Here is a 13,381-nt window from a genome sequence, read left to right on the forward strand (position 1 = left end):
TATCCCAATAATTTTCACCATTTTTGCAAACTGCTTTGTTCTTAGTGGAGCAGTCTCAATTCAAATACAATATAACAAAATAAGTAATGGAGTTATCAGCCCAACAAATAGCGGACTTTCTTGGCGGAACCGTTGATGGCAACCCGGAAGTGAAAGTCAGCAACTTCTCAAAAATAGAAGAAGGACAACCCGGAACACTGACGTTCCTGGCAAATCCTAAGTACGAACATTATATCTATAATACAGAAGCGAGCATTGTTCTGGTAAATAACGACTTTTCTCCGGCTGAACAGATTACTGCTACTTTAGTAAAAGTAGAAAATGCCTATTCTGCTCTTGCTATGTTACTCAATCTGGTAGAACAGTCAAAACCTAAAAAGACCGGAGTTTCTTCAACCGCATTTATCGCAGCTTCTGCCACACTGGGAGATGGTTGCTTTGTCGGCAATTTTGCCTATATCGGGGATAATGTCAGACTGGGAAAGAATTGTCAGGTATATCCCAACGCATATATCGGGGATAATGTAACTATCGGAGATAACTGCATTCTTTATCCGCACACGACTATTTACAACGGATGTAAGATCGGAAGCAACTGTATCCTGCATGCCGGTTCTGTAATCGGTTCGGACGGATTCGGGTTCGCCCCCGAAGGAGAAAATTACAAGAAGATCCCGCAGCTGGGAAACGTCATACTGGAAGACAACGTAGAAGTTGGAGCCAACACGACGATCGACCGTGCCGTAATGGGTTCTACCATCATTCATAAAGGTGTGAAACTGGACAACCTGGTTCAGATCGCCCATAATGTGGAAGTTGGAGAAAATACGGTAATGGCGGCCCAGGTAGGTATAGCCGGTTCTGTTAAGATCGGCAGTCACTGTATGTTCGGCGGCCAGGTAGGTCTGGCAGGACATATCCATATTGCCGACCATGTAGTATTCGGTGCCCAGGCAGGTGTGATCAGCGACATTAAGGAAGCAAAAACCGTTTTGGGTGCTCCTGCTATCGATGCGAAAAACTTCATGCGTTCGAGTGCCATATTCAACCGTCTGCCGGATATGTACCGCACGATGGGACAGTTACAACGCGAGATCGAACAACTAAAGAAAGAAATCAATAAATAATTATATAATATGCAGAAACAAAAGACGCTAGCCAAAAGTTTCTCGATGCAAGGCAAAGGCTTGCATACCGGACTGGACATTCAGATCACGTTCAACCCGGCACCAGAAAACCACGGATACAAAATTAAACGTGTCGACCTGGAAGGAGAACCTGTTATCGATGCATTGGCAGAAAATGTGGCCAGCACACAAAGAGGTACCGTTCTATCCAAGAACGGCATTCAGATCAGCACTGTCGAACATGCTATGGCAGCTTTATATGCCTATGAGATCGACAACTGCCTGATTGAAGTGAACGCACCGGAATTCCCTATCCTGGACGGCAGCTCACGCTTCTTCTCCGAAGAAATCCAGCAAGCAGGGATCGTTGAACAAAACGCTCCGAAAGACTTCTATATAGTAAAGCATAAGATTGAAGTTAAAGACGAAGAAACCGGCTCTTCACTCATCATCCTTCCGGATGAAAAGTTCAGCGTAAACGTACTGATCTCTTTCGATTCTCCGGTATTGTCCAACCAGTTCGCTACACTGAACGACCTGAGCGAATTTCCGGAAGAAATTGCAGCTTCCCGTACATTCGTATTTGTCCGCGAAGTTGAAATGCTCCGCCAGAACAACCTGATCAAAGGCGGAGACCTGGATAACGCGATCGTTATCTACGACAAGAAGATGCCGCAGGAAACACTTGACAAACTGGCCGACGAAGTAGGTATCCCTCATAAGGATGTACACGACCTGGGATATATCAATAATAAACCTCTGGTGTTCGACAACGAACCCGCCCGCCATAAACTGATCGACGTACTCGGCGACCTGGCATTGATCGGCAAGCCTATCCGCGGACGTATCATCGCAACCCGTCCGGGACATAAGATCAACAATCAACTGGCCCGCATGATCCGCAAGGACATCAAATTAAACGAGGTACAGGCTCCGGTTTACGATCCGAACGCCGAACCGATCATGGATATCAACCGCATCCGCGAATTACTCCCGCACCGTTACCCGTTCCTGTTGGTCGATAAGATCATCGAAATCGGCGGTAACTACATTGTCGGAATAAAAAATATCACCACAAACGAACCGTTCTTTACCGGACACTTCCCGCAGGAACCTGTTACACCGGGTGTTTTGCTGGTTGAAGCAATGGCACAGACAGGCGGTTTGCTTGTTCTCAATTCAGTAGACGAACCGGAACGTTATTCCACTTACTTCATGAAGATCGACGGCGTGAAATTCCGTCAGAAAGTGGTTCCCGGAGATACATTGATCCTACGTCTGGAACTGCTGGCTCCTATCCGCCGCGGTATTTCAACGATGAAGGGGTATATCTTCGTAGGTGACAAACTGGTTTGCGAAGCTGAATTTATGGCTCAGATCATTAAAAACAAATAATAATAAAGAAGGCAATGAATCAATCCCCTTTAGCAGTCGTTCATCCCGAAGCAAAGATCGGTGAGAATGTAACGATAGATCCTTTCGCAGTGATTGAAAAGGATGTAGTAATAGGCGACAATTGTCATATATATTCACATGCAGTCATTCTCGACGGGGCACGGATAGGAAACAACTGTTCCATTTTCCCGGGAGCTGTAATTGCCGGTGTTCCACAAGACCTCAAGTTCAAAGGTGAGCAGACAACCGCAGAAGTCGGAAACAATACGACGATTCGCGAATGTGTCACGATCAACCGCGGAACTGCTTCGAAGGGAAAAACCGTTGTCGGAAACGATTGCCTGATCATGGCATATTCCCATATTGCACACGACTGTGTACTGAAAGATCATATCATCATCGGGAATGCATCCCAGATAGCCGGCGAAGTGGAGATTGACGATTTTGCTATTGTCAGCGGCGGTAGCCTGGTTCACCAGTTTACCCGCATTTCGAAACATGTGATGGTTCAAGGCGGCTCACGTATCGGTAAAGATATTCCTCCTTACACACTGATCGGCCGCGATCCGATCGTTTACTGCGGTATCAATATCGTAGGATTGCGCCGTCGCGGATTTACCAATCAACAAGTGTTCCTGATCCAGGATATCTACCGTACGTTATATACCCGCGGTTTGAACAATACGGAAGCGTTGAAAGCTATCGAGACCGAATACGAACCCAGCGAGGAAAGAGACTTGATACTCAACTTCATCAAGACTTCCGAACGTGGTATCGTCAGAGGTTCCATCGACGAGTAAACGATAAGAAATACAAACTATTTCAAAAGGCTGTCAGCTTCTTTCAGGACTGACGGCCTTTTGTATTTATTTACTTCACGTAATATGCCTCTTTTTTTAGACTGTTATATATGGGTATTGATATTTTTTACTACTTTTGAACCAACAAAAAACTAAAAAGACTATGGTATTCAGATTCCTCATTCTATCAGATGAAGTAGATGACTTCAAACGCGAAATCAAGATTGATGCGGAAGCAACTTTCCTTGACCTGCACGATGCCATCCTGGACTCGGTTGGCTACACGAAAGATCAAATGTGCTCTTTCTTTATTTGTGACGACGATTGGAGCAAAAATACAGAAATTACATTAGTTGAAATGGACACCACTTCGGAAGTGGATAACTATATAATGGAAGAAACTCGCCTGGAAGAATTGCTTGAAGACGAGCATCAGAAACTTATGTTCGTTTTCGACTACATGACTGAACGTGCTTTCTTCATGGAACTCCGCGAAATCGAACCGGGCAAGGATCTCGACAAAGCGATCGTCAGCAAATCGATCGGCCTTCCTCCTGCTCAGACAATCGACTTCGACCAGTTCGAGACCAAGAACGGAAGCACAGAGATCGGCGAAGATTTTTACGGCGATTCAGAATACGACATCGACGAACTGGATAAAGAAGGTTTCGAAGGCTTAGCCGACGGACCGATAGATAACCCGTACGACGACGAGCGTTTTTAATAAATGAATTCCCTTGTCATATTACTCGGGCCGACAGGAGTCGGAAAAACCGAATTGAGCCTGCGTGTAGCAGAACATTTTGGTTCTCCTATTATTTCATCCGACTCCCGTCAGCTATATAAAGACCTTCCTGTCGGGACAGCTGCCCCCACTGCAGAGCTAATGGCAAGAGTCAGGCATTACATGGTCGGGACTTTAAACCTGACCGATTATTACAGTGCCAGTAACTTTGAAGAAGACGTTATCTCCCTTTTAAATACACTTCACCAGACAACACCGACAGTCGTTATGACCGGCGGGTCTATGATGTATATCGATGCCGTATGTAAAGGCATCGATGACATTCCGACTGTTACCCCGGAGATACGCGAAGCCATTTACGCTCAGTTCGAGCGTGAAGGGTTGGAAAATATTCTGCAGGAATTGCAGGAAGCAGACCCGGTGCATTATGAAGAAGTAGACCGGATGAACTACAAACGGGTCATTCATGCGGTCGAGATTTGCCGGATGACAGGAAAACCTTACTCTTCTTTCCGTACAAACAGCCGGAAAGAGCGTCCGTTCAGGATCATCAAAATAGGTTTGACACGCGATCGTGAAGAGCTATGCGACCGTATCAACCGCCGTGTCGACCAGATGATGGCAGACGGTTTATTGGAGGAAGCCCGCAAGGTTTATCCTTTCCGCCATTTGAATTCTCTCAATACAGTCGGTTACAAAGAATTATTCAAGTATTTTGACGGAGAATGGTCACTCGACCTGGCCGTTGAAAAGATCAAACGCAACTCCCGCGTCTATGCCCGCAAACAAATGACCTGGTTCAAGCGGGACGAAGAGATAGAATGGTTTCATCCGGAACAGGAAACAGAGATTATAAACTTCATAGAAACACAAGTGAAGCGATTCTGAATTAACACAGAACCAAAGTTTTTAAAATCTATCTGCCATCTGTCACATATTCTATTATCCAACTGATTATAAATTCAATAAACGTTGCAGACGACTCGTTTTATCTGCAACTGCATCTGTCACCATCTGTCACCTTGCTATCAGAATAACAAATCCCTGAACACCCATCCTTTAGCGATTGACAAACAAACAGTTAGCACCATCATCCTTATTCACTATATCTACCCTCTACATGATAGCAGAATACCCTGTACACCATAGTCGACGATTCTCTACACCTTAGACGATTACCCTGTACATCCTGGTTTTAGTAAACAAGCACCTTTATACTAATTTCAAGGTACCAGGCAGTTACTATTAAACGATGCAATGACTAATTTCACCTATATGAATCAGATTACAAAGAGAGAGTGACAGATGATGGCAGATGAATTTTGAAAACTTTGTGTTAGTTATTATAAGAAATCATATATACTCGTCCGACACCAGCAGCCTCTATAACTTCTCTATTTCCTCTACCGGTAATCCTGTACATTCAGCAATGTCGGCTGTACTTATGCCCAAACGTTTCATATTAGCTGCTGTTTGTTGTAACTTGGCCTCACCTTCTGCTTTTCCTTCAGCCAACCCTTCGATCCGGCCTTCCCATTTGGCAGTGTCGAGCACGTCGTTCTGAATCATGATTACATTCAGATGTTCATCGTATGCATGTCGCTCACTCGTAGACATCGAGTAGTATTTCAGTTTCTCGCGGGCTTCACGAAGGCCCGGCGTTGTCGTGTCCGGACGGATCGTCCCGTCTTTCAGATATTCGATCCATTCGTCCAGAGGGGTCATAGCGACTTTGTCGAACTCGTTTACACGGATCAGGATGTATTCGGGGAAGATCTCAGCCGGCAAGTGGGTGATGACGGCATCACGGTCGCGCATGTTGATTCGCAGGCGGTCACCGGTATGTACACCCGTGAAATGATTCTGCCCGTGGTAAAAATAATCCGTTCCCACACCGAGGTCGAAATAGAGGATACTGATGGAGTAGACTTTCTTCACTTTCTGATAACCTTCACCCAACGAGATATGCTCGGTGATGGCTTTGGCTACGCCGTAAAGGATGCGTTCGAGATAATGCACTTCGCGGGTATTCTGAATTTCGACGATAATGATCTCGCCTTTGCTGTTCTTCGCCTTGATGTCGACACGGTTGAACTTGTCATCGGCACTCTTCTGGTTACCTTCGCTTTCAAGGATTTCGAGGATATGAACCTCTTCGCGCAGCATGACGGTCAGGAAACCTTCGAGCACATCGAAGTTGGCCTTCTGGCGCAACAAGCGCTCGATGGCCCAATCGAAACGGATATACCGGTCCTGCAACTCTTTTCTTTCATTCTCTGCCATGACTTTCGGATCTGAATTTTTCATAATTAAGTGTTTTATGTGTTACGTAATACACAAAGATATACATAATTCATAGATAGATAGCCATTGTTCATGCAATTATTATCATACTTGATTAAACCGTTGTTTACGGTTCACTTTATTAGATACAATTGTTAAGCTTAATTCCTTATTTTCAATTAATCCCCCCATTTACATTCATTTTTATTTGCTTTTCCAAACCCTTCTCTATACATTTGCCTTTGTATTTCCGGCGAAGCGTTGCCGATCAATACATTTTATCGATAACGAGAAGCGTTTTAAAGATATTATCCTATTGTTGAAACTTCGACACTTTCATTAGATCTGGATAGTAGACAACAAAACGCTCACGTTCCTTTCCTTGTTATATATACCTATATGCATTTGTTGTATTATATGTACATTTCAAGATAAAGGGCGTGGGTTGTTGTTTATATCAGATCTAAGGGCAGTCGAAGGCCTCAACAATAGATATATCAACAGTTCCCACGTCTTCTTTATTTTATAACCATCCACTCCGGGAATTGATGGACACTTAAATCCATTGCCTATGGCTAATTTCAGAAAAAACCAATTCAACTAGAAAAGCAACATTTCTTGCTTCAGGGTGAAATTCTCCAGTATTAATATTAAACTAGACAAAATGAAAATAAAATTACAACTACTATTAGTAGCCATAATAATGACTACAAGTGCAGGATGGGCACAAACTTCGACTATTTATGTAAATGGAAGCTCCGGAAACGATGGTAATGCCGGTACCAGCACCGATATTCCCGTCCGGTCGATAGCAAAAGCTATATCATTGGTGAGTGAAGGTGGTACAATAACTGTTGCAGCCGGTCAATATACGGATGATATAGTCATTAGTAAGCCGTTGACCTTAAAAGGTGAAGGCAATAAGCCGACTAAAGAATCGGCTGCATCTTCTAATGCTTCATTTACAGGAAAAATACGAATTACCACTTTAGGGACGACTCACATAGAGAATCTGTTGATGGTAAGAGCCGAAGATGACAACAAATCAGAACATGGCAATCGTACCGCACTGGTAGAACTACCTGTTTCCGGCATTAAACTGACCATTTCGGATTGTTGTTTTATCAATAATAAGCAGGGAACAGCTAATGGAGGAGCAACCAGCAACAGCTGTATCTATGCCTATCCCGAAGTGACGGATTGTACTCTTTCCGTCAATAGCTCTGATTTTTATTTGAACAATAAATTTCAAAGGTGCTTTAATGACGGATCGCAAGGACCTGTTATCTTTAAAATGAGAGATTCAAATATCATAGGAAATGAAGAAAGCGGTAAAAGCTCATATAACCGTCCTTTAGCTTTTTACAGTAAAGGTGCATCGATGGAGATTGTAAATAGCGTGATCTCCGTTCAACATGGTTATGGAATCACATTTGCCGAAGATGAGATGAGTTGCACGATTGATAATTCTGAAATAAAAGGATATGCAGGACTGTATATATTCAATAATAAACATGATATTCAAATCAAAAACAACTCGATCATATCGGGGCGGACTTTTTATAACGGTTCATCGGATAATTTTGGAGCGATCGTATTTGAAGGCAGCCAGGAGTGCAATCTATCGGTTACCAACTCAATAATAACTAATGAATATGGGACTGGAATTACAACTTATATGTGGCCTATTTTATTTAATTCTGTAAAAGACGGGGATTGGCTGGCTGACAAAAATAAGGTTACAATAAATCATTCACGCATCAGAACGACCAGTGAAAATACTCCCTATTTGATTGAATATAATTCAAATACCGAGAATCAAATTATTTTAGGAAACGGGAATAGTTTCTCCTATAACTGGAATGGCGTGATTTCGAAAGGAAATACTCAAGCATTGGAAAAAGACAAGGAATGCATTTATGCTTTGGACAAAGATCACCATATTATCAATGCGGCAGCGAATATCAATGAGTTTTTAAGCCATGTTTCTATAGCAGATGTAGATGAAGTGATTTTCCCGGAAGGCACTTTTGTCCTTCCTTCGGCATTCACACTAGCGAAATCTCTAACAATTAAAGGTGCCGGTAAAGATAAAACCTTTATCAAAGGACATATGGTAGTTAGTCCGGAGACTGGCACAACAGCCACCCTTATAGCCAGCGACCTGACATTGGAAGGAAACAATAATAGTTCTAAACATGGCATTATCGGTATTATTGGTCAGGGTACAGGTAAAGTAGAGCTTACCGACTGTAAAATAGCAGGAGGTACATTAAAAGGACAAACTGCCGCCGTAGGTGTCAGGATGGAATCCGTTGGCGCAGAACTATCAATGACTAATACGAATATTGATGCTTATTATTATGGCATCGGCGTTCGTAATACAGATCAAAAAGTAACGATCGATGGCGGAACAATCGAAGGATGGGCAGCATTGATGACAAGTGCAGGCGGTTTAAGTACCAGCGATGGGTCATTAGCCAAGACGAACACTATAATAGAGATAAGTAATGCAACATTAAATGCCGCTACCATTTCTGATGAAGTCTATGGTGCCGTGGTTTTGCAGGAAAAATATAATGGAGTAACTCTCAGCATTAAAAATTCGAACCTGACTGCCACCGATAAAAGAAACGATGTACATGCAAACGGTGTAAAAATGTTGTCTGCTTTGGATTTGCGTTCTTACGGAAATACCATAACAGTCGAAGGTGGAACTCTGTCTTCTTCGTATGGAGAGAATACATTGGGAGGCGCCATTGTTTCATTAGGTTATAACGGTAACGACACTAACTCCACATTGGCAAACAACACAATCACCATAAACTCGGATTTAAAAAGTAAAGAGGGTGAACTTCCGGTTTACTCCAACCGTAAAGGGAAAGCAAAAGAGTACGACAAACTGACTATCAATGGGACGGACTATTCTATCGCCTCAGGATTAATTTGCTACGGGGCACCGATTACTTCCGGTGAAACATTTGAGCAAGCTATTGCCGGAGCAACGGATGGTGAAGTGATTTCTGTTTCAAAAGATATCACACTCGAAAAACCTTTGGTTATTAACAAAGCTATCACGCTTACTTCTACCAACAAATCCACCATTAAGGGGCATTTGGCAATAGAAACAGAAAACGTTACGGTAAAAGATCTGAAGTTCGAATGTAACTCTACCGGTTATAAATATAATGAAAAGAATGCCATCAGCGTCTTTGCCAACAAGGTAACTTTGACAGGGAATGAGTTTACACAGGCCTCAGGTATCGGAGAAAACTATGTAACGAATGGAATTGTACTCTATCCACAAGGACAGGGGGAAGTCGAAGCTTCGTATACCATTACCGGAAATACATTCGATGGAATTACTAAAAAAACCGAGACAGCCACTTCCACGCCGATCATTATTCGTGAGAACTTCTCAGATAAGAGCCAGTTGGGTGATAAAGGGACTACAGCGACTTTGATCGATTTTACGGAAGATACAGCGATTTCCGCACAGAACAGTTTTAAACAATGTGCCGGAGGTGAATCCTATGTAAGGATAAAAGGAGATAAATATGTATATGCTTCTTTATATAATGAAGATGACGGTAAAGGTATAACAGATGCGTTGACCGCTACGGACAAGAAAAGTATTCTCTCTATAAGCAATCTGAAAGTGAATGATTTGGCCCAATTGATAACCGGCGAATTACCAGCATTTGCCTATGTCGAATGTTCAGACGCCTGGGTTGTCGTAACTAAAGAAGCGACGGAATTGTTGCCCATAAGCAGCAAGCCGGTTGCTCTCCTGGTAAAAGGAACAGGAGAAGCAATTGTCGAATATATTACAAAAATACCTACGATCGATCTGAGTAAGTTGACGGCATCAGGAGTGGATGCCGGAAAAACAATTTCATCCTCTATCCTGAAAGGCGGCTCAGCTGTTTTCGAAGAAAAAGCAATACCCGGAACCTTTGCCTGGGAACACCCTGACACGATAGCAGTAACATCTGTCACAAACTATAACGTCGTATTTACACCATCCGACCTGACACGTTACGGAAAGGTAACGGTTAGTATCCCGGTTGAAGTTACCCGATACTGGACAGTAACAGCCGGTATATGTGATAACGGAAAGCTAACGATCCGTAATGCCAATGCCGGTAACCGGTATGTGGATGGCACCACACTTATACTCGATTATACTCCGGATGCTCATTATAAAATAAGCGCTTCTGCCCCGAAGACCGTCAAAGCAACCAAAGATCAGGAATTAACAGCAACCTTTGAACAGATCATGCATAAAGTGACAATTACATCACCTACAGGTGGAAGTCTGAAAGTGATGAATGGTGACACAGAGGTTAGCGACGGAACAAATGTAGCCGAAGGAACTACCCTTAAAATTATTGCAACTCCGGCAACTACAGGCGGAGAAGGTAATAACGGTTATAAACTGGTAACTTTGACAGCCGGAAATAATCCGGTAAGCAACAATGTCGCAACGGTGAATGGCGATCTAGTGATAACAGCAACATTCAAGGCACTTCCTGCTTCCGAATATACAGTAGGATTCGGCAATGATATCAGGAATGGCAAATTGGCAATGATGGATGCAAATGGCAATACCGTGAATGCCGGTGCTTCGGTAAAGGCCGGTACTAAACTTACTGTCATTGCTATACCTGATAAAGGGTATCTGTTATACGGTAATATTTCCACTTCCGGTTCTTCTATATCCGGTAATATCTGTGAAGTGAAAAAGAATACCACATTTAGTGCCAGCTTTACCAAGAAAACATATAAAGTAACATCTGAAGTCGGAAATAAAGGAACACTCGTTATTAGAAATAAAGAATCCGATTCGGAAATTAGCGGAGATGATTTGAACAATATTCCTTACGGTACCCTGTTAACAGCCCAAGCCACAGTTACCGATACCGACTATAAAGTAGGTCCGTTAGTCGTAAATGGCAAACAGATCGCGAACGGTGCTGAGTTTATCGTAACGGAAGCCACCAAAATAGTCGTTTCAATGATTGAAAAGGCAACTATCAATTTTATTAATCTGAAACAAACTGCAATTTATGACGGTACTGAAAAACAGTTTGTCGTGCAGTCAATCCCTGCCGGATTAGACGGATTCAGTGTATCATACGATGGTATTTCTTCCGGTTCATTACCTGTTAATGCGGCAGATAACAGAGAGAAAGAATACAAAGTAACGATCTGTAGAGATGCGGATGATGTTTATAAAGCCGTAAAAATAACAGATGCATCGTTAACGATTGAAGCAGCAGATTTAAAAGGTGTTTCGGCTCCTGTTTATGGTAGTCAAACAAAAAAATGGGCTTCTACTGCAGGAACTTGTAGCGCAAAGCAGGTGGAAAAATCAACATTCTATAATGTAACTGTTACCCCTACTGACAAAAACTATAAAAAGGCCGTCTTTAATCTACCACAAAATACAGAGGGCTTAACTGTGGTTTCTCTCGGTACATCAGGACTGCGATCTGCGTATCTTAAAAGTACCGGAGCCTCGTTGACTGTCACTGCCCACAATGGTGGTATCTCTTTATGGAACGGTGCAGAAAGACTTACATCGGCTAGTACTGTATATGCCGGACAGAAACTTACTGTGAAAGGTGAACCTGATGCAGGATATACCGATATTGTCGATTGGAGTATCAATAACACATCTGTCACTTCTGATCAGGAAAAGTCCATTACGTTGATAAATGGGAATAATTCGATTAATGTAACTTTCCCGACTAAAGTTATACCCGAAAACAAACCGACGGTAGAGAGTAAAGACTTATCATACACAGGTAATCCTATTCAGCCTGTCATTAAATTAGAGAATAGCGCTATCCTCTGGAATATCCTTGTGAAAAAAGACGGCGTAATTGTAGAAAATCCGACGGATGCAGGAACTTATGAGGTTTGGGCACAGTGTAGCGAACAGGAACAGTTTGCCGCCTTTAACGATAGAATAGGTTCGTATACGATCATCCCTCAGGAACTGGCCAAAGATATTGCTGTAACAGGAGCCACTCCTATCCTAAAAGGACAAAATATCGGACTATCGGAGTTGACCGGTAATGCGCCCGTGGAAGGCATATTCATGTGGTCAGACCCTGAACAAACAGCGGAAGGTAATAATGAAGGAGCTACAACATCAATACCATATGCAGTCACATTTACCCCGGCCAGCAGTAACTACACAGTGGCTGCCTCCATGAATTTGACACAGGCTATCCCATTCCATGCCTCCACTAAAGTAGAAATACGCAAGATCATTTTTACGGAAACGACAAACGGAACCTTTATTGTAAAGGTAAATGGCACGGAAGTAAAGAGTGGAACACAAATTACAGAAGGTGATAAGATGATAGTCGAAACATCACCGGATACGGACTATACGGCATCTGTTTCCATTAATAAGACATCAGTTAGCGGAAATGAATGGACGGTTCCGGCAGAGGGTAATGTTACGGTAGTCGTTACTTTCACTAAAAACGGTTCCGGAGAAGGTGGCGGAGAAGAACCCGAGATAATTGAAATTACCGGTATCTCACTCGCTCCTTCCTCCAAATCATTGATAGTAGGGGAAGAATTTATACTGGAAGCATCGGTTGAACCGGCTTCTGCCGAACAGTCTGTTACCTGGTCAAGCAGTGATGAAACAATTGCCTCTGTAAAAAACGGAACAGTTAAAGCACTGAAAACCGGCAAGGCCACAATCACAGCAACTGCTTCCGACGACGAACATTATACAACTTGTGAAGTGATAGTCAGCGTACCGACAGGTATCGGGAAACTATTAGCTTCAAGCCGCATTTTGGGTCGTGACGGTTGTATCATGATCGAACCGGCAACAGCTATTGAAATAGTAGTTACCGATATGACGGGAAGAATGATATATCATGACCGGATTACAGATAAAGTACAAATCTCTGTATCCGAAGGTTTATATCTGGTTCGTCTGTCGAACAATGAAAAGGCTGTTACAACAAAAGTGATAGTCAGAAAATAATCTTATCCATACA

Annotated in this window: 7 protein-coding genes; 6 read left to right on the plus strand and 1 reads right to left on the minus strand. The window is 42.8% G+C overall.

The window, feature by feature from the left end; genetic code table 11:
- The first annotated feature begins 86 nt into the window (after positions 1 to 86).
- The 5 genes from lpxD to miaA all read left to right on the plus strand — a co-directional run bounded on the left by lpxD (position 87) and on the right by miaA (position 4,955).
- Positions 87 to 1,127, plus strand: a complete 1,041-nt coding sequence (gene lpxD / locus DWW23_RS13150) for a UDP-3-O-(3-hydroxymyristoyl)glucosamine N-acyltransferase (protein WP_122353748.1) — start codon at positions 87 to 89, stop codon at positions 1,125 to 1,127.
- A gap of 9 nt (positions 1,128 to 1,136) precedes the next feature.
- Positions 1,137 to 2,522, plus strand: coding sequence for a bifunctional UDP-3-O-[3-hydroxymyristoyl] N-acetylglucosamine deacetylase/3-hydroxyacyl-ACP dehydratase (locus DWW23_RS13155; protein ID WP_122353749.1), 1,386 nt, complete (start codon positions 1,137 to 1,139; stop codon positions 2,520 to 2,522).
- Between the two features lie 14 nt (positions 2,523 to 2,536).
- Complete coding sequence (gene lpxA / locus DWW23_RS13160; protein ID WP_122353750.1) at positions 2,537 to 3,322, plus strand: acyl-ACP--UDP-N-acetylglucosamine O-acyltransferase; 786 nt, start codon at positions 2,537 to 2,539, stop codon at positions 3,320 to 3,322.
- Positions 3,323 to 3,485: 163 nt separating this feature from the next.
- A complete protein-coding gene (locus tag DWW23_RS13165; protein WP_122353751.1) occupies positions 3,486 to 4,046 on the plus strand; it encodes a hypothetical protein in 561 nt (186 codons plus the stop codon).
- Positions 4,047 to 4,049: 3 nt separating this feature from the next.
- Positions 4,050 to 4,955 carry a tRNA (adenosine(37)-N6)-dimethylallyltransferase MiaA gene (gene miaA / locus DWW23_RS13170; protein WP_122353752.1) on the plus strand — a complete coding sequence of 302 codons (906 nt, stop codon included), beginning with the start codon at positions 4,050 to 4,052 and terminating at the stop codon, positions 4,953 to 4,955.
- Between the two features lie 495 nt (positions 4,956 to 5,450).
- Here miaA and DWW23_RS13175 read toward each other — a convergent pair whose 3' ends face one another.
- Positions 5,451 to 6,374 (minus strand): Rpn family recombination-promoting nuclease/putative transposase, encoded by a 924-nt coding sequence (locus tag DWW23_RS13175; RefSeq protein ID WP_122353753.1) that lies wholly within the window; start codon positions 6,372 to 6,374, stop codon positions 5,451 to 5,453.
- Between the two features lie 640 nt (positions 6,375 to 7,014).
- Here DWW23_RS13175 and DWW23_RS13180 point away from each other — a divergent pair.
- On the plus strand, positions 7,015 to 13,368 hold the full coding sequence (locus DWW23_RS13180; RefSeq protein ID WP_122353754.1) for an Ig-like domain-containing protein: 6,354 nt from the start codon (positions 7,015 to 7,017) through the stop codon (positions 13,366 to 13,368).
- Positions 13,369 to 13,381 lie beyond the last annotated feature (13 nt).

It is taken from the genome of Parabacteroides sp. AF14-59 (assembly GCF_003479515.1).
Classification (GTDB): Bacteria; Bacteroidota; Bacteroidia; order Bacteroidales; family Tannerellaceae; genus Parabacteroides; species Parabacteroides faecis.

Bases quoted from the DNA above. Each gene is read 5' to 3' on its own strand.
- lpxA (WP_122353750.1), top strand. From the start codon at position 2,537: ATGAATCAATCCCCTTTAGCAGTCGTTCATCCCGAAGCAAAGATCGGT.
- DWW23_RS13175 (WP_122353753.1), bottom strand. From the start codon at position 6,374: ATGAAAAATTCAGATCCGAAAGTCATGGCAGAGAATGAAAGAAAAGAG.
- DWW23_RS13180 (WP_122353754.1), top strand. From the start codon at position 7,015: ATGAAAATAAAATTACAACTACTATTAGTAGCCATAATAATGACTACA.
- DWW23_RS13165 (WP_122353751.1), top strand. From the start codon at position 3,486: ATGGTATTCAGATTCCTCATTCTATCAGATGAAGTAGATGACTTCAAA.
- DWW23_RS13155 (WP_122353749.1), top strand. From the start codon at position 1,137: ATGCAGAAACAAAAGACGCTAGCCAAAAGTTTCTCGATGCAAGGCAAA.
- lpxD (WP_122353748.1), top strand. From the start codon at position 87: ATGGAGTTATCAGCCCAACAAATAGCGGACTTTCTTGGCGGAACCGTT.
- miaA (WP_122353752.1), top strand. From the start codon at position 4,050: ATGAATTCCCTTGTCATATTACTCGGGCCGACAGGAGTCGGAAAAACC.